We start from the raw sequence: 20,550 nt of genomic DNA on the forward strand, positions 1-20,550 counted from the left end.
CACGGTTCGGCGAGAGTAATGGCCGGGATGAGGATGACGGGTATGACGGGTGGGTGAGGGATGCGCGGCCACCTCGCAACCCGTTCCTCACTGCCCTCGGGGTGATCGGAGTCGCTCTGATCGTCGGCGGGCTCTGGCTGGTCTGGCGAGCCATGTTGAATCAGAATCGGAACTACAGCTATGACGGCACGGGGGACGTGCCCATCGAGATGATTCTGCAGCAGCTGACCTGGTCGCTCTCACCAGCCATGATCTCGACGGGATTGCTGGTGCTCGTCGGACTGATCTTCGAGCGCGCAATTCGGTGGCAGCGCGAGCGTCGCGCGGCATCCTGACCGTCGAACCCTCACCGCGTGCAGCGCGAGGGGTCGCACATCGACCTTGAACCGGCCGACGAAGGTCGATCTGCGACCCCTCACGGCCAGGCCGCCCCGTCAACGGGCTCCGACGCTATGAGGACGCCGCCGGCACCTTCACGATCAACGCCTGCGGATCGGCCCGCACGAACAGCGCCCGCACCGACCCGAACTCGTCACCGTCGATCTCGAACGGCTGCGGGTTGTCCACGGTAATCCGGATGTCCGCCGACTGCAGCGTCATCATCGTGCGTTCGTTGTTCTCCTCGGTCGCCTCGATCAGCTTGCGGCCGGTCTTCGAGCGGCGCAGCACGCCGTTCTCCCAACTGACCCGGCGCCAGATCTTCAGCCAGCCGAAGAGGCCCTTCGGTTGCAGCATGGCAATGTCGAGAATCCCGTCGTCGACCTGCGCCTCGGGAAGAAATTGCAGGTTGCCGGGCAATGTTCCGCAATTGGCGATCAGGATCGTGCTGATGTGCGCCGAGCGGTCGGCCCGCCCGGCCACGCTGTAGCGGATGCGAAACGGCACGGCCTTCGGAATCACCCGCATGCCGGCGTCGATGTAGGCCAGCCAGCCCACCTGCTTCTTGAGATCGGGGCGTGTCGCCGCAATCATCTCGGCGTCGAGGCCGAGGCCGGCCATCACCAAGAACACGTGATCGTCGGTGTCGCCGGTCACCCCGGTCACGCTGGCCACGCCGAGGTCGATCGCCCGGTCCTCGCCGCCGAACGCGATCGCCGCCGCGTCGTCGATGCTGCCGAGCGGCAGCTGCAGGTTGCGGGCCAGCAAGTTTCCGGTGCCCGACGGCACGATCGCCAGCGGAATCTCCGAGTCGCGCAGGGTTTCGGCCACGGCGCGCACCGTGCCATCGCCGCCCGCTGCGATCACCATCGCGATGCCCTGTCGTATCGCGCGACGGGTGGCCTGCTGACCGGCATCCTTCTCGCTCGTCGGAAACCAGAGGGTATCGGCCCAGCCGGCCGATCGCGCGGCCGCATTCACACTCGCGCGCAGCTTCTTCAGGTCGACTTTGATCGGGTTGTAGATGACCGCCGCATGCTGAGCGACGACAGACGCCTGGCGATGAGGGTCGGTCACGCCGGGGGCAGCCACCCAGCCAGGCTATCGGGTTGCCCCGGCTGGCGCTTGTAGACTGGCCAGCGTGATTGATCCGGTGCTGCTTCGCGAAAATCCTGACCTCCTCAAGCGTTCACAGGAGGCCCGTGGCGCCTCCGTGGAGGCCGTCGACCAGGCGCTCGCCGCCGACGCCGAACGTCGCACGACGATCGCGGAGTTTGAAGCCCTGCGCGCCGAGCAGAACCAGTTCGGCAAGCTCGTCGCCGCCGCGCCCAAAGACGAGAAGAAGGCCCTCGTCGCCCAGGCCCAGGAGCTCGCTGCCCGGGTCAAGGCTGCCAGCGCCAGTGCGACGGATGCCGAGGCTCGCTTCCACCAGATCGTGCGCACGATCGCGAACCCCATCATCGACGGCGTTCCGGCCGGCGGCGAAGACAACTTCATCACCCTGCGCACGCACGGCACGACCCCCGAATTCGACTTCGAGGCGCGCGACCACCTGGAGCTCGGCGAGATGCTCGGCGCGATCGACATGAGCCGCGGCGCCAAGGTGTCGGGTTCGCGCTTCTACTTCTTGAAGGGCATCGGCGCCCGCCTCGAGATCGCCCTGATGAACATGGCACTTGACCGCGCCCTCGACGCCGGCTTCACGCCGCTGATCACGCCGACGCTCGTGCGCCCCGAGATCATGGACGGCACCGGCTTCCTCGGCGAGCACGCAGACGAGATCTACTACCTGCCCGCCGACGACCTCTACCTGACCGGCACCAGCGAGGTCGCGCTCGCCGGCTACCACGCCGACGAGATCCTCGACCTCTCGGTCGAACCGCTCCGCTACGCCGGCTGGTCCACCTGCTACCGCCGCGAAGCCGGCTCCGGCGGAAAAGACACCCGGGGCATCATCCGGGTGCACCAGTTCAACAAACTTGAGATGTTCGCCTACGTGCTGCCCGAAAACGCGGAGGCCGAGCACGACCGCCTCGTCGCGCTGCAGGAGGGCATGCTGCAGTCGCTCGGCCTGAGCTACCGCGTGATCGACGTCGCCGCCGGCGACCTCGGCTCCAGCGCCGCCCGCAAGTTCGACATCGAGGCGTGGGTTCCCACGCAGGGTGCCTACCGCGAGCTCACCAGCACGAGCAACTGCACCACCTACCAGTCGCGCCGTCTCGACATCCGTTACCGCACCGAGTCGGGCAAGACCACGCCCGTCGCGACGCTGAACGGCACCCTGGCCACGACCCGCTGGATCGTCGCGATTCTTGAAACGCACCAGCAGGCGGATGGCTCGGTGCGCGTTCCCGAAGCGCTGCGCCCGTACCTCCGCGGCCTCGAAGTGATCGAGCCGATCCGGTGACCGACTCCAGCCGCTCGACCGAGCTCGTGGGCGCCCCCGACCCGGCCGACACCCCGTGGCTCGTCGCCCTCGACATTGATGGCACGACCATGCACGAAGACGGCACGATCAGCGACGCTGTGCTGGCCGAGGTCGACCGCCTCGACCGGGCCGGGCACGAGGTCATGCTGGCCACCGGCCGCTCGGCCGCCGCGACCCTGCCGGTGCTCACCCGCCTCGGCATCACGCCGCGCTTCCTCGTCTGCTCGAATGGGGCTGTCACGCTGGCGCACGATCCATCCGAGCCGTCGGGATACCGCCGCGAATGGATCGAATCCTTCGACCCGTCCGACGTGCTCACCACCATGCGCTCGCACCTCGACAACGCCCGCTTCGCCGTCGAAGACGAGCAGGGTCACTACCGCTTCACCGAGGTCTTTCCCGACGACACCATCGGTGACGACAGCGAACGAGTCGACTTCGACGAGCTGCTGGCGTACCCGGCAACCCGCGTCGTCGTGATCTCGCCCGACCACCAGATGGAAGAGTTTCTCGCCGTCGTCGATCGGATGGGTCTGCACCGTGTCAGCTATGCCATCGGCTGGACCGCGTGGCTCGACATCGCCCCAGACGGCGTGAACAAATCCACAGCGTTGGAGCGCGTGCGCACCGAACTCGACATCCCGCGCAGCCGCATTCTCGCCGTCGGTGACGGCCGCAATGACATTGACATGCTGCTCTGGGCCGGCCAGGAAGGCCGCGGCGTGGCCATGGGTCAATCACCCGACGACGTGATCGCCGTTGCCACCGAAACCACGGCTTCGGTGCTGGGTGACGGCCTGGCGCACGTGCTCGCCACGCTCTAGGCACTCCACCACTCTGAGCGTTTTCGAAGCCTCAGAGCGACAGCAGCACCGCGGTGTAGGGTCTCCGCATGATCACCAGATCAGCGGCAGATCCGCCTGGACCGCGCGGCGAGGCCCGCCTCGCGACGCCGGCTCCCGCGCCGATCGCTCGGCACGGCCGATTGCCCGTGCAACCGGTGTCGATCACCCTGCTCAAGGGTTTCGCCGTGGCGGTCGCCGTCGTGCTGGTGAGTGCGGCGACGGTGACCGGAATTGCCATCGGCGACGTGACATCCAGCCTCAAGGCACCCGTCGCGCTGCCGGCCGACACCAACGGTCCGGTTCCTGAGATCGGGGCGATCGCAGGCGGGGTCAACCTGCTGCTCGTCGGCAGCGACAGCGGCCAGGGTGATCCACGGTTCGGCCCGCGTGGTGAGCACCTGGGCGACGTGACGGTGTTGCTGCACATTTCACAGGATCACACCGCGGCCACCGTCATCAGCTTTCCGCGTGACCTGCAGGTCGACATCCCGGCCTGCCCGGCATCGCCCGACGAAAGCGCGCCGGGTACCGACGGCGGCTTCACCGACAAGTTGAACGCTGCGCTTTCCTACGGCGGGTTGGGCTGCACGGTCGCGGTGGTGCAGCAGCTCAGCGGGCTCACGATCCCGTTTGCGGCGGAGATCGAGTTCAACGGCGTGATCGAGATGTCGAACGCTGTCGGGGGAGTGCCGGTCTGTGTGGCCGAGCCGATCCAGGATGAGTACACGGGCACGTTCCTGACGGCCGGTGAACACGTGCTCTCGGGCTGGGACGCCCTACAGTTTCTGCGCACCCGCCACGGTCTCTCGACCGGCAGCGACCTGGCTCGAATCGGCAACCAGCAGGCGTTCCTGGCCTCGCTGATGCGCACCATCACCAGCGAGGGAACCCTGAATAACCCGCTGACGCTCTACAGCCTGGCCAAGGCGGCGGCCAGCAATATGCGTCTCTCCACCAGTCTGCAAAGCCTCGACTCGATGGTGTCGATCGCGAAAGCGCTGCAAGACGTCACCCTCGAGAAGATGGTGTTCGTGCAATACCCGGTCGACGAAACGCCGGATGGCCTCATGGGGCGCACCGATGACGCGGCTGCCCTGTTCGCGGCGCTGGCCGCCGACCAGCCCATCCAGTTGGGCGGCCAGCTGGGGCCGGCCAACGAGCAGGTGCCGCCGGAGTCGCCGGCGCCCACCGCATCCCCAGCACCGTCATCGCCGGACACGATCGCGCCCACCGGCACCCCGTCGTCGACGCTTCCGGCGCCTTCGCCGACCAACCCGGCCGTGGTTCTCCCGCCGAGCATCACCGGGCAAACCGCGGCGGATCGCACCTGTACGGTGGGGCGTTCTCTCAGCGATCAGTAGGCGACGCGGGGGCCGAGCGGGTCCGTCCAGCATGTTTACAGGATGTCCTGTCAGTCTGATGAGGCTGTCATCGGATAGGATCGTTGCTTGTTCGTTCGCGAACTGGAGGGCTGTCCGAGCGGCCGATGGAGCCAGTCTTGAAAACTGGTGGGCAGAAATGTCTCGTGGGTTCGAATCCCACGCCCTCCGCACTATGACGTGTCAGGGCCCACATCTGATGAAAGGACCTGAGTGAGCGACAAAATGCGCCCGCGATCCAATCGAGCGCAACCGCTCACAGCGATTCGGCACGGCCGGCTGAAGAAGTCGAACCCATTCGGCACCCTGGCCAAGTTCACCTCCGCGGCGCTCGCCGTGCTGCTCGTGAGCGGGGCATCCGTTGCGGCAATCGCCGCGCTCGACGTTGCCAACAGCGTCAAGCCCAGCGTTCACCTGGCCAATGAAAAAAAGCTCGGCGACACCGTGAAGCAGATCGCCTCGATCGACGGCGGCGTCAATCTGCTGCTCATCGGCAGCGATAGCCGGGCCGGTCAGGACCCGATGTTCGGCGGTCCCGACGAGACCGGTGACCTCAACGATGTGACGATGCTGCTGCACATCTCGCAGGATCACAAGAACGCCTCGGTCATCAGCTTTCCGCGCGACATGTTCGTTCCGATCCCCGAGTGCCCGTTGCCCGATGGCGACACCTCGGATGCGATGAGCCGACAGAAGATCAACACCACGCTCAGCTACGGCGGCATGGCCTGCACCGTTCTCACGGTTGAGGCGCTCACCGGGCTGAGCATCCCGTTCGCGGCCGAGGTGCAGTTCAGTGGCGTGATGGCCCTGTCCACCGCCGTCGGCGGCGTTCCGGTCTGTGTGGCCGAGCGCATCGAAGACGAATACACCGGCGTCTTCCTCGACCCCGGCATGCACGAGCTGCAGGGCGTCGACGCGCTCCAGTTCTTGCGCACCCGGCACGGCATCGGCGATGGCAGCGACCTGACCCGCATCAATAACCAGCAGGTGTTCCTGTCGTCGCTCGTGCGCACGGTGAAGAGCGCCGACACCCTGTCCGACCCGCTCAAGGTCTATTCGCTGGCCAAGGCCGCAACCGGAAACATGACGCTCTCGGCAAGCCTGAACGATGTCGGAACCATCGCCTCCATCGCGATGGCGCTGAAGGACATCCCGCTCGAGGACATCGTCTTCGTGCAGGTGCCGACCGGCGGTACCGAGGGCGGGGTCGTTCCCTCGCAGCCTGACTTCGATGACATGTTCGCGGCGATCGCCGCCGACCAGCCGCTGAAGCTCAGCGGTGCGATGGGCCGTGGCGCAACTCTCGATCCGAACGCCCCGGCACCGGTCGCCGACGTGCCTGCGGCGGATGCCCCGGCTGTCGATCCTGCGGCACCGGTCGACGGTGCGCCGGTTGACCCGGCCGCTGATCCCTCTGGCGGGGTGGTTCTGTCAGATCGGGCCACCGGTCAGACCGCCGGCGAACTCACCTGTTCGGTCGGGCGCACGCTCGACGACCAGTAACCAGTCGGGGGCATCCGATCAGACCCGCGCCTCGGCGATGGTCGAAAGGGTGCCTCGGATTCGGTTATGATTACAAGCGTGTGTTCGCTCCGGCGAGCACCCAGGAACCGTCGCATAGTTCGGCCTAGTGCACCACCCTGCTAAGGTGGAGTACCCTTTACAGGGTACCGTGGGTTCAAATCCCACCGGTTCCGCACAAGATGTAGCCTCGTGAATCCCAGTGATTCCGGGGCTATTCGTCTTTTTCGGTGGTCGAGCTTCTCGAGACCCCGAGACCCAATCTCCTGGCCCCGGCCATCCCGGTGATCGACCCTGTCGAGATCCCGCGCGCCGACCTCTGCAATCGGCCATCCCGGTGATCGAGCCTGTCGAGATCCAGCGAGCCAGCCTCCACACCTTGTGGTGTGCGGGTGCGACTCGACCGCTCCGAGCACGAAAACATCAGGTTCAAGGATGAGTGACTCGAATCTTGATGTTTTGGTGTCAAGCGCGCAATCTGTGATGCTTTGGCGTTTGCCATTCAAAGTACATCCCAGAGCATATGCTTCTCGGTACTCATTCTCTGATCGGAGTGTGCATGAGTGTGGAGCACGGTAGGCGGAGCAGGCGGCCAAGGTTGATGCGTCGGTATCTCGTCGACGCCTGGAGGGGAATCTGGGAGTCAGAAATCGGGATGGGGGCCTTTCTCCTTGTTGCACTTTTCGGCTGCATTCTCGTTTCGATCGCACTGACCGGTTCGGTTTCGAACTGGTATCTCGTCGCTACGGCCGGCATAACGCTCGCAATTATTGTCAGCTTGGTCATCTGGCGCCACCGCCAGTAGTGCGCGGTAACTCACGAGACACAGGGGCGATGCGGGTTAGATCCGGCGCGCGATATCCCGCTGGGCGTGCGCCATTTCGCACGCCCAGCGGGATTCCCCACGCCGATCGCGGGCGGCCGTCACTCCTGCCCGGCGCCCAGCGCGTCTGCCATGCTGGAGTCACCAGTCCCCGCCCGAAAGAGATGTACAGGTGGCCCCGATGCTGCGCGCGACATATGTGGAGATTCCGGTGCAGAATATGGACCGAGCAGAGGCCTTCTACATTGCTGTGTTCGGCTGCACGACCCGCCGTGCCGTTGTCGACGGCCATCCCGCCTGCCTGCTTGACGAGGCCGCTGATACCGACGCGGGGGGCGCGGCAATCGCCCTGATGGCGGGGGACAGCTACGTTCCTTCGCTCGACGGCACAAGGATCTACATCACGGTCGACAGTGTTCCCGATGCCCTGCACCGGGCGCTCGCCAACGGCGGTATCGAGCTCTATCCGCCGACACTGGTCGGCGATGGGCTGACTGTTGCGGAGTTCGCCGACAGCGAAGGAAATCGCATCGCCCTGAGCGATCGGTAGGTCAGCTACTCAGCTACCGGGCATCCTTCGACTGGTTGCCCAGACCGACGGCCGGCAGCACGACACCGTCGATGAGAGAGACGAGAAACTCGCGGTCGACGGGCTTGCGCAAGATCAACACACGGTAGGCGGCCATCGACGGAGCGATCAGTGAGATCGCCTCGACGTCGCATCCGGCCGAGATCTCGCCGCGGTCGATCGCCCGCTGCATGAACACGCGGTTGACCGCCGCACGCGGCTCGACGATCGCTGCGTTCGCCGCCTCAGCGAGTTCGGGTGCGCGGGACAGCATCGAGACCAGCCCGCCCATAATCTGCAGCTTCTTCTCGCCGTCTTCGATCGAGTGCGGCTTGATCATCGCGAGGAGGTCGCCGCGCAGGGTCCCGGTGTCGGGAAGGTGCGCCGGGTCGAGGTCGATCTTCTTCATGCAGGCCACGGCGTCGATGACGAGCTCGGCTTTGGAGGCCCACCGGCGATAGACGGTGGCCTTGCCTGCCTTCGCCCGGGCGGCCACCATGTCGACGGTCATGCCGTCGTATCCGACCTCCGCCAGCACGTCGAGTGCGGCATCCAGAATCTCAGGATCGCGAGTGTGGTCACGTTTTCGACCAAGTTTCGCGGGCAGCTCAGCTGTCTCCGTTGTCTCGACAGTCTCGTCGGTGAGGCTGTCGTCCGTGAGATTCGGTTGCGTCATTGCTCCCATCTCCATCTCTGTGAATTGTGCGAGTGAGTCTGTACGAATATTCAGGAACTATTAAGATCCGGAACTCCACAGTATCGTATAGTCTCGGGTTTATGCCTCAGACTTCAACAGTTTCTTTAGACGCGCCCGCCGCCGTGGCCGCGTCAACCCGGCGCTGGTGGACGCTCTCCGTCGTCGCACTCGCCCAGTTGATGGTCGTTCTCGACTCGACGGTCGTCAACATCGCATTGCCCTCAGCCCAGGCCGAGCTCGGCTTCACAAACGGCGAACGACAGTGGATCGTGACCGCCTATTCACTCGCGTTCGGCAGCCTGCTGTTGTTCGGCGGCCGTCTCTCCGACCTTGTCGGCCGCAAACGGATGTTCATCATCGGTCTGATCGGATTTGCCGCGGCCTCGGCCCTGGGCGGCGCGGCCGGAAGCTTCGGCGTTCTGGTCGGAGCGCGGGCCCTGCAGGGTGCATTCGGCGCGATGCTCGCGCCGACGGCGCTGGCGGTGCTGACGACGACATTCACCATTCCGAAGGAGCGCGCTCGCGCGTTCGGCGTCTTCGGTGCGATCGCCGGAGCCGGCGGCGCCGTCGGCCTCCTGCTCGGCGGCTTCCTGACCGAGTACTACGACTGGCGCTGGAACCTCTACATCAACGTCTTCATCGCGATCTTCGGCATCATCGGCGCCCTGATCTTCGTGAGCAACGCGAAGCGGGTCGGCCCGCGCCCGAAGCTCGACGTGCCAGGCACTCTGCTCGTATCCGGCGCTCTCTTCGGGCTGGTCTTCGGCTTCTCGAACGCCGAGACCGAGGGCTGGGACTCCCCGTGGTGCTGGGGGATGCTGGCGGGCGCCGTCGTGCTGCTCGTCGCGTTCGTGCTCTGGCAGCGTCGGGCGAAGCATCCGTTGCTGCCGCTCGCCATTGTGCTCGACCGCAATCGCGGCGCCGCGTATCTCTCGGTGCTGATCGCCGGTGCCGGCATGTTCGGGATCTTCCTCTTCGTCACCTACTACCTGCAGACCTCTCTGCACTACACGCCGATGCAGACCGGTCTCGCCTTCTTGCCGATGATCGCGATGCTGGTGCTCGCCGCGCAACTGTCGACGAATATCTTCGTGCCGCGGTTCGGCCCGAAGGTGATGGTGCCGTTCGGGATGGTGCTCGGTGCGACCGGAATGGTCTACCTGACCCACCTCGGGCTCGACAGCACCTACGTCGCCGACATCCTGCCGCCGCTGCTGATTCTCGGCTTCGGTATGGGGTCGATCATGCCCGCGTCGATGCAGACGGCCACCCTCGGGGTCGACCGCCACTTCGCCGGGGTCGCCTCCGCGATGGTCAACACCAGTCAGCAGGTCGGTGGCTCGATCGGCACGGCTCTGCTGAACACGCTCGCCGCGACTGCGGCCGCCGACTATATCGCGTCGCACCTTCCGCCCACCGCCGCAGTCGCCGAGCAGGCAGCGATTCACAGCTATGCCACCGCCTACTGGTGGGGCGCCGGGTTCTTCGCGGCCGGTGCGGTGATGGCGGCGCTGCTCTTCCGTCGGATCGGCCACGGCATCTCGCTTCGCAACCCCGCGCCTGACCGGGACCACGAGTCCGCTCCGGTTCAGTAGCAAAGCGGCGGGGACTGAACCCGCCGTGTCGACCGGTCAGTCCTCGAGGAGCCCGCTCTGTCGCCCGGCGCGTACCGCGGCCTCGCGCGTTGTCACTCCGAGCTTGCGGTAGATGCTCTTGAGCTGCGTCTTGACGGTATTCGTCGAGACAAAGAGCCGTTGGGCGACCTTGTCGAGACTGCCGGCTGACGCGAGTTCAGAGAGCACCAACCGCTCTCGTTTTGTCAGCGCCGCCGGTGCCAGAACCGATCGAAACGGATCGGGTCGGCCATCGAACAAGGAGAGGAAATCGGGCAGACGGGCGCTGACGAGACTGTGAAGTTCAGCGCGGGGAACCAGACTCAGGGGGAGACGCAGCCCGAGTTTCTCCATGAGCACGAGTGCACGGCGAGCGAAGTGCTCTGCCTCATTCGGCAGTCCGAGCCGGAGTTCGGTGATCGCCAGGAGCAGGAGGGCTTCGGCCTGCTGCCGAGGGGTCGTGCGCTCGGCCCGGAGAAGTGCGCTCACCCCGACCTTTGCCGCCTCCACATCGTTGGCGGCGAGTTGGAGGCGCGCGCGCGCGAGCGCCACGGGAATGGCAGTCGGCGATCGCTGATCAAGGATGTGGAGGGCCTTCTTCGGCTCACCGGCCGCGAGATACAGATCGCTCTGGAGCGCCCCGAGCAGATCGAGGGCGAAAGGGCTCGCGGATCGTGAGCGATTTGCGCGCACAGCCACGGCAAGTTCATCGACGCCAATTTCGGGAGTGCTGGCGGACAGTCGGGCAAGACCCTTAGCCCACAGGATGAATGGCCAGTGCTCCAAATGGGACACGCGTGAGTCGAGGGTTGAGATGACCTCAATGGCACCGTGCGGGTCGTTTCCCTCGATTCGGAGGATCGTCTCGGCGATGTACCAGCCGGTCGCAGGAATCGTCGCGCGCCAGTGCGCCGCGCGCGTCTGCGTGATGGCCCGGCTGAATTGTGCGGCTTCGACCATGTCGCCGCGCATCGACTGGATATAGGCCAACAGGCTGAGTCGGTGTTGGCCACGGCCGGGGTGCGGGTCGTGGGCAAGCTGATGCGCAAGCACGATCGCCTCGTCGAGCCGACCGACGAGGATGTCGGTGATGATGATCTGAATGGATCCGGCTGCACGTGCACTTCCGATGCGGGAGCGCTCAGCGGGAGACAATCGGCCGACGTGGTCGAGCAGATCCTCCCCGGCGCTCGCCGCTTCCCAGTAGCGCCGGGCCGCTCTCAGCCCGGCGAAACGCGCGAGGAGCGTCCAGAACAGCTCGACCGGATCGACCTCGTTGCGGCGGGGCTCCAGTTGTTCGAGCGCCGTGTCGACCAACTGGCGCAGGTACGCCGAGGGAAGCGATTCTTCCTCACCGAGCACGATCGCCAGGGAAATTGCCAGTGTTCCCTCCTCGCGAAGCGCGCCAGGAGGAATGGTCCCGATGATCTCCTTGAGGTCGGCCTGATGATGCGTGATCAGCTCAGAGAAATACTGTGCGACAACCGGCCATATCGCGCGAGTGTCGCCAACCTTCGCAAAAAGCCGGAGCGCCCCGAGCGGGTTGCGGTTCGCCGCGAAGTATCGCGCGGCAGTTCGCCGCAATCGATCGAGTTCGTGCTGATCAAAAGTCTGCTCGGCCTCCCATTCGAGCGCCGCGCCGACAAGCGAATGGAACGAGAAAACTACAGTGTCGTCCTTCCCGCTGAACTCTCCGTAGCCGTCGCGCTCGAACTCGCGGAGCACCTGTTCGACATCGGGTCTGCCGCTCAGCTCACGGGCAAGGGTCAGTTCGGCCGAAGAGGCGAGAGCGACACGAAGCGCCACGTCGCGCCGCGCGGCATCAGTGAAGGTCGGCAACAGATCGTGCGCTGCATGCGTGGCGATCCGCGCGACAACCGTGACGCGGCTGAGCGCGTCAGGTTCACCGGGCTCGGAGAGAAGCGTCGCGATGGCGACGCGCGTGGCGAGCGGATGCCCGTGCGTCGCACCAAAAATAGTGACCGCATCCTGGGCGGCAAGAAAGCCCTCGGAGCTTTCGATCAACGCCTCGGTCTCAGCAAGGTCAAAGTTCAACTGTGCGCCGGTGACGATCGTCGGTTCCAGCCGCACGGCCACGCGGGGCTCTTCGAGAAGACCCCGTCGACGTGTCGTCACGAGAACCTGGAGGAACTGAGATTTCTCAAGAAGCCAAATCACGTCTTCCACGCTGCTGGCATCGACGACGTGAAAGTCGTCGAGAATCACGCGGAGGGGAGTATCTGCCTTCGACAGTTCCTCGAGAACGAGAGAGGGAACGCTATCGAGGTCGACATAACCCGACAGGATGTCGCCCAGCGGCCCATCCGCCGTCGCCGCCTGTGCAGCGACCAGGGCGCCGACAAAGCGGCGCCAGAATCCCGCTCGTGATGAGGCACTCCGGTCAAGGGCGATCCAGACCACACGGTGGCTGTCGTCCGGTCGCTGTCGTAACCAATCGACCAGGAGGGTGGTTTTCCCTGTTCCGCCCGGTGCTCGCAGCACGATGAGCCGCCCTGATGCCCCGCTGTCGAGGGTTTCCAGCAGTCGCTCGCGGGAGAGAAAGTGGTGAAGAGTCCGCGGGATTCCCCGAAGCCCGGTGTCGCTCAGGGTCAGGGCATCCAGTTCAAGCGTCATGTGCGGGCTGACCTGTGCGACACGACCCTGCTTTCTCTGAGGTGATCTTGTTCCGGCAGAATTCGACGACGAAACGAGTCCCAACCTATCTGTTATCCACCCCCGTTGCAGGGGGATTAGAAAGGGGGTGACCTTTCCGGGTGAAACCCGTCCTCCTGCGCGCTTTTGGGCCGGAGCCAGGAGAATGCGCCCATACTCTGGCGAGTAGTGTGCCCGAACAGCGATCGGCTGCGGGTGCCTCACAAACTGGGGGAAATCTCACACATGGCTGCACGGCACGCTCGTCACTCTTCGGCCGCCCGTCGACGGGGCCGCACCGGCCTCGCCCTCCTCCTCTCCGTACTCGTCTCCATCGGGATCGTCGTCCCGGTGACGGTTGCGCAGGCCGCAGGTACCGCCCAGCTCTCGGTGAACATCGAGCCGGTCGATTCGAGCGGCAATCCGCAGACCACCGCCGGGATGGTCGGCAGCGTGAGTACGGGCCTCGGCTACCGAGTGTCTTACTCCTGCAACATTTCGGACTGCACCGGCGCAACGATCGTGCTGTCAGGGACCCCGTTCGACCCGAACTACAACGCCTACCAGCCGCTCTACTACTCAAACTGGACAGCACCTTTCGTGGGAGCAACGATCGCGCCGGCATCAGGGTCGGGACCTCAGACAGTGACCTTGGGTGACGTTGCGGTCGGTGATGGCGGCAGCTTTGTTGTGAACTACATCTGGGTCACCAATGGCTCGGTTTCGATCAATACGCCGACGGCCGCATCGTTCTTCCCCGCGGGCTTCCAGATCATCATGACGGCAACGGGAAACGCGACCAGTGCGTCGGCTCCGATGACCCTCCCTGCTGCGCCGGTCACCTGGGCAGCAACTGTTCCGACGCCGACGCTCGCTGTCGCCGTACCGTCAGCCGCCGGAGGAACAGCGGAGACCGGCACCAACTACAGCTACACCCTGCGAATGGCCAGCAACTGTCTCACTGTGCAGGCGAGCGCTCCAAAGGGCGACGCACGCTTCACCTGTGCGAAGAGTTTCAAGCTCACCGATCACCTTCCGGCTGAGGCCGAGTTCGTCAGTTCGAGCCCCGACGGCGCCTATGACCCGGTGACCCACACCGTGGTCTGGACCGAGTCGCCGAGAAGCGGCCCCGTTCCCGCCGTCGGATGGCACCGCCCCGGTTCGCCAAGCATCTGGCTTCCCCGCACGGTCACAGTCAAGTTCCCGGCTGCCGCCTTCTCGCCCAGCGGGACGGATGCGAACTTCTGCGACTTCACCAGGTCGGTGACAAACACCGTCGACCTGTCGATGACGTTCCTCGGCACCACCCCCGGCGACGACAGCAGCATTAAGACCGATTCGAAATCCGCAACCCACGACGTCACCTGTGTCAGACCGTTCGCGAAGGGATCATTCGACGCGAAGCAGTCGACCTTTGCCGGCCCGAACAGGTTCGATGGCAACACCGTCTCACCGGTTGTCGTGCAGCCGGATGCCGCGCCGAGCCAGTATTACTGGCTCCTGTCCGCCGCCAACCAGGCGAATGTGCCGGGAATCGCCGTCATCGCCGACGACAACCTCGATCTGCAGGGCACGAAGGTGACAAAGATCTCGGCGCTCGCCGCAAACCAGACAGCTCAAGCGGGGGCGAGCATCGACTGGACCCTCAACGACGGTGCAACGGGGACCACCAACGGGCCGGTCGCGACCGCCCCGACAGGAAAATGGTTCGTCAGGGCGGTGGTGCGGTCTGCCCCGCTGGCCGGACCCAACGTGCTCCAGAGCCAGACGGGGAAAACGCTGTTCCATGCCCGGTTCGATTACACGGTCACGGGAAATGCTCCCATCGGAGAACGACGGACGAACACGGCGACCGCGAAGATGCAGTATCCGGCCACCGGACTTGCCGATCTCGACCTGGGCTCGCTGAGCCACAAACTTGAGTTCGAAGCGCCCTTCGGACGCGGGACGTCGAAAAAGGACTCCACCGAGACTCGGATTGTCGCCGGCAAGGACTACATCACCGTCCCGGCGACAGGGTCGGTGAATCATTCGTGGATGGTGGATGCGTACAACACCGGCAACGTGCCCGGTGTCGCAGTCATCACCGACTCCGGCCTGGGCGCCGGTCCGGCGAAGGTGACCTCGGTCAACCATCAGGTGAGCGGAAACAACACGGCGGCCGGGGCGACGCTGCGCTACACGCTCAACAGCGGGGCGACGGGCACGACGACGATCCCGTTCACCGCGCCGGCGGGCACCTGGATCACCGCCGTCACGGTGACGTCGCCGGTGCTCCAGCCGATCGTCGCACTCCAGAGCCAGGCCACCGCAACGTCCTGGTACCGGTTGCTTCTCAACTTCGCCGTTCCGTCAACCACTCCGGTCGGTGACTGGAACAACACCGCATCCGTCTCGATGACCTACCCGAACATGGGAGTCGCCGACGTCAACCTGGGAAATCCGGCTCACACCATTCGCTTCGAATCGCCCGCAGCCGCCCTGCCCGCGATCACCGCGCAGTTCGTCGGAGTTCCAATTGTCGACGGCGGCGGCTCAGCCGTTCCGGGCCGCAACGTGAACTACACCGTGCGAGCGGTCAGCTCGGACATTCCGGCGGCAGGGACCTTCTCTCCCCAGTACGTCTTCCTCGCTCCGCAGAATTGGACCGTCGTGGACGGTTCGGCTTCCTTCGCGCCAGGTAGCGTTCCTGCGGGCGTCAGTTTCAGCTATCGCACGGTCGCCGTCGATGGTGTCAACCGATCCGTCGTCGTCGCAACCTGGCCGGCCGGTGTCAGTTTCGGGGCCAACGCGACGTGGCCGAGTATGACCGTCGACGCTCAGCCCGGGTTTGCCGCGGCCTCCGGAACGACCGGGATCGCGGCCGCCTGGATGGGCGAGGCCAGCAACAACTGGACCGTCGCAGACGCGAAGTTCGCGTCTCCGGTTGCCGACGCCCCCGACATCGACGGTGATGGAAACACCACGGAGGGATACTCCCGAGCGAACGCGACGGGTATCACGGTCGGTTCCGCAAGCCAGATCTCGGTGATCAAGGAGATCTGCCAGCCCGACGCGTCAGCTGCAGACGGCTGCAACTGGGTGTCAAAGCCGGACGTCCTCGTGAGTGTTGACACCGCCGCGACGGACATCGACTACCGCATCCGCCTCGTGAACACCGGAAACACCCTTCTCAGCAACCTGGTCGCATACGACGTCTTGCCCCACATCGGCGATACCGGGACCAGCGGCGACACCGCCTCGGTGCCGCGCGGGAGCACATTCAACGAAACGCTGAGCAGCGTGCGCAAGCTCAGCGGCGTCACACTGAGCTATTCCACATCGACGAACCCCTGCCGCGCCGAGGTCTACCCCGGTCAGCCGGCCGGTTGCAGCTCGAGCTGGGCCGCGCCCCTCGCCGGGGCCACGGCCATCAAGATCACCGCACCGGCGAGCATCGCCCCGGGCGCCAGCGTCTCCTTCGAGTACCGCGCGGCGATTGTCGGGGGCGCGGCGGCCGACGCCGTCGCCTGCAACTCGGTTGCCGTCAAGGCGACCCAGATCGGCACTCCGATCGAACCGCGCGCGGTCTGCGCGACAGCGCAGGAAGCCGACCTCGAACTCACCGTTCCCGATCATCTGCCGCTTCAGGCCGACCGCCCCGGCGTCGTGCCGTTCACCGTTGTGAACCACGGAGGGTCGGAGAGCGTCCCGGCGACGGTGACGGTCTCCATCCCCGACAACGTGCGCGTGACCGATCTCACGCCAAGCGGGTGGGATTGTGTCGCGTCGTCGACGCTGCCGAACGGCTCGATCGTCGGCCCCGTCACCCTGACCTGCTCGTCGGTCGCACCAGACGGAACGAGAAGGGCACTCCAACGGGAGACGCCGGAGACCATCGCCATCCCGGTCGTGCCGCTGGTGGCACAAAGCCTGTGTGTTCCGGCCGTCGTGTCGGCGCTGATTACCGACCCGGTGCCGACCAACAACGATGCCTCCGCGTGCTTCAGCGTCAAGGAAGCAACGCCGGGCATCACCCTGACGAAAACTGACGGACTGACGGCGGTCGCTCCCGGCCAGGAGTTCACCTACACCCTGGCCGTGCAGAACATGCTCGTCGGCGAGGCGCTCTCGGGCGCCACGATTATCGACACGCTCCCCGCGGGAGTGAGTTTCGTGAGCGCCAGCAACGGCGGAACCCATTCCGGTGACACGGTGACCTGGCAGCTCGGCGCACTCGGGGCCGCCGGCGTCGCGACCGGCGATGGTGACGGCGTGACAGGCGGTGCCGGCAGCGGCGCGACGGTCACCGTGACCGTGAAGTCGGGCCTGAAAGGGACCGCCGACATCACGAACTCGGCGACCGTGACGGCACCGGATCCGCACGCGCCGCTCGGGATTCTGAGTGCGACGGCCACCGACACGGATGGTATGAGGGCTCAGTCGATCACGAAGACCTCGAACGCTCCAGCCATCGGCATGACCGTCGGCGACACCGTCACCTATACGGTCACCACGAAGAACACGGGATCGGCGGACTTCACAACGGCTGATCCCGCTCGAATCGTCGACGACCTGTCCGGCGTGCTCAGCAAGGCCACGTTTGTGCCCGGATCCGCGAAGGTGAAGATCGGAGGCGCAGCTGCCGTCGCGCTCGGCGATCCGTCAGCGGGAATCCTGGCCTGGTCCGGGGCATTGGCCGTGGACACCACCGCCACCGTGACCTACCAGGTGACGATCACCTCGGGTGTGACCCCACTCGTCAACACGGCGTACACGACGACTCCGTCCTCCTGCGTCAACGGGGCGGATGTGAGCGAGCTTCCTTGCGCCGCTCTGACGATTCCGTTCGCGCCCGTGCTGTCGATCGTGAAGACCGCGCAGCTGAACGACCTGAACGCCAACGGAACCGCCGATGTCGGAGAATCGATCTCCTACTCGTTCGTCGTGACGAACAGCGGTGGAACTGACGCCAAGGATGTCAGGGTCGTCGACCCGAAGGTCTCCACCCTCGCCCCGACCAGCGTGGTGATCGCGGCCGGCGCCTCACAGACGTTCACAGCCGACGCCTACACGGTCACACTCGCCGATGTGAACGCGGGCGGCACCGTGTCGAACACCGCGAAGGCAGCGGGCAAGACGATCGCGGGTGATCCGATTCCTGACTCGGCCACGTCGACGGCGACCGTGCCGATCACGACCGCCGCACCTGCCGTGACAATTCAGAAGTCGGGAGAGCTGGACGACGCCAACGGCAACGGGAAGGTCGACGTCGGCGAGAAGATCAGCTATCACTTCGTCGTCACGAACACCGGAAATGTGACGCTGCACAGCCTGAACATCACCGACGCGATGGTCAACAACCTGCGTCCGGCGAACGTGGCACTGGCCCCGGGTGAACAGAAGGTCTTCACCGCCGACGACTACGTCGGAACTCAGGCCGACGTCGACAACGGCGGAAACGTGATGAACACGGCGACCGTCGCAGGACTCGACCCGAAGAACACCGTGATCACCGGTGCGCCGTCGACGGCCACGACACCACTCCCCACTCCGCTGCCGTCGCTGTCCGTCCTGAAGACAGCAGCACTCGGTGACACGAACGGCAATGGCGTCGCTGATGCCGGCGAGAAGATCTCGTACCGGTTCGATGTCACCAACACCGGCAACGTCACCCAGCGGTCGGTGACGATCGATGATGCGAAGGTCACCGGCATCCGCCCGGCGACGGCGACCCTGTACCCCGGGGAGAAGAAAACCTTCACATCCGACGACTACACGGTCAGCCAGGCCGACGTGGATGCCGGGACCGACGTCGTGAACACGGCGACGGCGAAGGGAACCGACCCGAAGGGGCAACCAACAGTCAGCGCCCCGTCCGCAACGGCGACTCCGGTTGTCGCAGCGGTCACCGGATTGTCGATAGTGAAGACCGGAAAACTGGGCGACACCAACGGCAACGGCACGGCGGATGCAGGGGAGCGCATCGGCTACAGCTTCGTCGTGACCAACACCGGAAACGTGACGCTGAGCGGGGCAACCGTCATCGACCCGAAGGTGGTGAACATCAGCCCCGCGCCGGTGACACTGGCCCCCGGTGAATCACAGACCTTCACCGCTGATTCCTACGCTGTCACCCAGGCCGACCTCGATTCCGGTGCTGACCTTGTCAATACGGCGACAGCATCCGGGGTCGACCCGTCCGGCGGCACCCTGTCGAGCGATCCCTCGACGGCGACTACTCCCGTCAGCCCGGCCCGACCGGGACTCTCGATCGTGAAGTCAGGCCTGCTCACCGACCCGAACGGCGACGGAAAGGTTGACGTGGGCGAGACAATCGCCTACTCGTTCATCGTGGAGAACACCGGCAACGTGACGGTGCACGGGATCGGCGTGATCGACGTGAAGGTCACGGGCCTCACGCCGAGCGATGTGACGTTGGCACCGGGGGAGCAGCAGCTCTTCACCGCCGATAGCTATGTCGGCACGCAGGCCGACGTCGACAACGGCGGAAAGGTGACGAACACGGCCACGGTTGACGGGATGGATCCGCGCAACGTGGAACTGCCGCCGACCGCCCCGTCAACCGTCACCCTGCCGCTTGCCGATCCGAAACCCGCGGTGTCCATCGTGAAAACCGGCACCCTGAACGACACGAATGGCAATGGCCTGGCCGATGCCGGCGAGACGATCGGCTACTCCTTCGTCGTGACGAACACCGGGAACGTGACGGTGACCGATACCGTCGTGAACGACAAGAAGGTGACCGGCATTGCGCCGGAATCGGCTGCCAGATTGCTGCCGGGCGAGAAGGCCGCGTTCACGGCCGAGGACTACATCGTGACTGCGAACGATGTGACGAATGGAAAGGTAACCAACACCGCCACCGCCTCGGCAACAAGTCCTGACCAGACGCAGGTCACCTCGGCGAAGTCGACCGTCGTGACGCGCACGGGGGCTCAGCCCATCGACCCGGTTACACCCGTCGACCCCGGTGCACAGCCGGGCCCGGCGAACCCGGGGGGTCTTGGCACATTGAGCGAGACAGGGGCCGAAGTCCTTCCGATCGCGCTGATCGGGCTGCTGCTAGCGGGGCTCGGAATTCTGGCCCTGGTCGTGCGTCGTCGCCGGTCTATGTCCACTCGGTGACAGAGGGAGGCCCACGCTCTGCAGGTTGACGGGGGAACGCTGCGCGACTGGCACCTGATCAGTCGCGCAGCGCGGCGTGTATGCGGCATCCATGCGCTACGCTGACTCTCGTTTCTGGCACCACCTCTCCGAACCGATCCGCATTGCTTGAGCCGCACCGCAGCGACTGGAAGGACCACCATGCCGACCCTCGACGAGTTCATTGCCGACCTTGATGCTCCGCATCGCGAGACGGCCGAGAAGCTCCGCGCGCTCATCGACACTGCAGTGCCGGGTGCCACGGGGCAAGTCTGGCACGGGCATCCGGTCTGGTTGTCGGGCAAAGACCCGGTCGCTGGATTCAAGCCGTATCCGCGCTACGTCACCTTCATGATCTGGAACGCTGCGCCGATCGACGACAGCTCCGGCGTGCTGGTTCCCGGCCCCCGGATGTCGACGGTCAAGTACGAATCAGCCGATCAGGTTGACCCGGCCCAGGTCGCCGGCTGGCTCGCCCAGGCGACGGCCTAGCGGCT

At 65.3% G+C, this 20,550-nt stretch carries 12 protein-coding genes and 2 tRNA genes; 11 read left to right on the forward strand and 3 right to left on the reverse strand.

From position 1 onward, the window contains the following. Positions 1-53 precede the first annotated feature (53 nt). The gene (locus AC1DCF_RS06085; RefSeq protein ID WP_477210249.1) at positions 54-335 is read left to right on the forward strand and encodes a hypothetical protein; all 282 of its coding nucleotides are present in this window, start codon (positions 54-56) and stop codon (positions 333-335) included. Positions 336-450: 115 nt separating this feature from the next. Here AC1DCF_RS06085 and AC1DCF_RS06090 read toward each other — a convergent pair whose 3' ends face one another. Continuing rightward, positions 451-1,470, reverse strand: a complete 1,020-nt coding sequence (locus AC1DCF_RS06090; protein WP_477210250.1) for a diacylglycerol/lipid kinase family protein — start codon at positions 1,468-1,470, stop codon at positions 451-453. A gap of 49 nt (positions 1,471-1,519) precedes the next feature. Here AC1DCF_RS06090 and serS point away from each other — a divergent pair, with 49 nt between their 5' ends. From serS to AC1DCF_RS06125, 7 genes are all read left to right on the forward strand, one after another. Further along, on the forward strand, positions 1,520-2,785 hold the full coding sequence (gene serS, locus AC1DCF_RS06095) for a serine--tRNA ligase (RefSeq protein WP_477210251.1): 1,266 nt from the start codon (positions 1,520-1,522) through the stop codon (positions 2,783-2,785). Continuing rightward, positions 2,782-3,630, forward strand: coding sequence for an HAD family hydrolase (locus tag AC1DCF_RS06100; protein WP_477210252.1), 849 nt, complete (start codon positions 2,782-2,784; stop codon positions 3,628-3,630). The genes serS and AC1DCF_RS06100 overlap by 4 nt, the downstream gene beginning before the upstream one ends. A 68-nt stretch (positions 3,631-3,698) precedes the next feature. Then, positions 3,699-5,012, forward strand: coding sequence for an LCP family protein (locus AC1DCF_RS06105; RefSeq protein ID WP_477210253.1), 1,314 nt, complete (start codon positions 3,699-3,701; stop codon positions 5,010-5,012). Positions 5,013-5,116: 104 nt separating this feature from the next. Then, positions 5,117-5,201 (forward strand) — tRNA-Ser (locus AC1DCF_RS06110). 42 nt (positions 5,202-5,243) lie between these two features. Then, positions 5,244-6,536 (forward strand): LCP family protein, encoded by a 1,293-nt coding sequence (locus AC1DCF_RS06115; RefSeq protein WP_477210254.1) that lies wholly within the window; start codon positions 5,244-5,246, stop codon positions 6,534-6,536. A 103-nt stretch (positions 6,537-6,639) separates the two neighbouring features. Continuing rightward, positions 6,640-6,730, forward strand: a tRNA-Ser gene (locus AC1DCF_RS06120). An 828-nt stretch (positions 6,731-7,558) separates the two neighbouring features. Beyond that, positions 7,559-7,927 (forward strand): VOC family protein, encoded by a 369-nt coding sequence (locus AC1DCF_RS06125; protein ID WP_477210255.1) that lies wholly within the window; start codon positions 7,559-7,561, stop codon positions 7,925-7,927. A 13-nt stretch (positions 7,928-7,940) separates the two neighbouring features. Here AC1DCF_RS06125 and AC1DCF_RS06130 read toward each other — a convergent pair whose 3' ends face one another. After that, complete coding sequence (locus AC1DCF_RS06130) at positions 7,941-8,621, reverse strand: TetR/AcrR family transcriptional regulator (RefSeq protein WP_477210256.1); 681 nt, start codon at positions 8,619-8,621, stop codon at positions 7,941-7,943. A 101-nt stretch (positions 8,622-8,722) separates the two neighbouring features. On the opposite strand from AC1DCF_RS06130, the gene AC1DCF_RS06135 reads away from it, so the two are divergent. After that, positions 8,723-10,237 carry an MFS transporter gene (locus AC1DCF_RS06135; protein WP_477210257.1) on the forward strand — a complete coding sequence of 505 codons (1,515 nt, stop codon included), beginning with the start codon at positions 8,723-8,725 and terminating at the stop codon, positions 10,235-10,237. 36 nt (positions 10,238-10,273) lie between these two features. Here AC1DCF_RS06135 and AC1DCF_RS06140 read toward each other — a convergent pair whose 3' ends face one another. After that, positions 10,274-12,889, reverse strand: a complete 2,616-nt coding sequence (locus tag AC1DCF_RS06140) for a LuxR C-terminal-related transcriptional regulator (RefSeq protein ID WP_477210258.1) — start codon at positions 12,887-12,889, stop codon at positions 10,274-10,276. Positions 12,890-13,153: 264 nt separating this feature from the next. On the opposite strand from AC1DCF_RS06140, the gene AC1DCF_RS06145 reads away from it, so the two are divergent. Continuing rightward, the gene (locus tag AC1DCF_RS06145) at positions 13,154-20,035 is read left to right on the forward strand and encodes a beta strand repeat-containing protein (protein ID WP_477210259.1); all 6,882 of its coding nucleotides are present in this window, start codon (positions 13,154-13,156) and stop codon (positions 20,033-20,035) included. Between the two features lie 180 nt (positions 20,036-20,215). Beyond that, positions 20,216-20,545: a DUF1801 domain-containing protein gene (locus AC1DCF_RS06150; RefSeq protein ID WP_477210260.1), complete on the forward strand. Its 330-nt coding sequence runs from the start codon at positions 20,216-20,218 to the stop codon at positions 20,543-20,545. Positions 20,546-20,550 lie beyond the last annotated feature (5 nt).

The sequence above is a fragment of the Leifsonia sp. 10L418 genome, from assembly GCF_056395445.1.

Excerpts from the sequence above, each read along its gene's own strand:
- AC1DCF_RS06105 (WP_477210253.1), top strand. The coding sequence starts at position 3,699 with ATGATCACCAGATCAGCGGCAGATCCGCCTGGACCGCGCGGCGAGGCC.
- AC1DCF_RS06125 (WP_477210255.1), top strand. The coding sequence starts at position 7,559 with ATGCTGCGCGCGACATATGTGGAGATTCCGGTGCAGAATATGGACCGA.
- AC1DCF_RS06130 (WP_477210256.1), bottom strand. The coding sequence starts at position 8,621 with ATGACGCAACCGAATCTCACGGACGACAGCCTCACCGACGAGACTGTC.
- AC1DCF_RS06135 (WP_477210257.1), top strand. The coding sequence starts at position 8,723 with ATGCCTCAGACTTCAACAGTTTCTTTAGACGCGCCCGCCGCCGTGGCC.
- AC1DCF_RS06140 (WP_477210258.1), bottom strand. The coding sequence starts at position 12,889 with ATGACGCTTGAACTGGATGCCCTGACCCTGAGCGACACCGGGCTTCGG.
- AC1DCF_RS06145 (WP_477210259.1), top strand. The coding sequence starts at position 13,154 with ATGGCTGCACGGCACGCTCGTCACTCTTCGGCCGCCCGTCGACGGGGC.
- AC1DCF_RS06150 (WP_477210260.1), top strand. The coding sequence starts at position 20,216 with ATGCCGACCCTCGACGAGTTCATTGCCGACCTTGATGCTCCGCATCGC.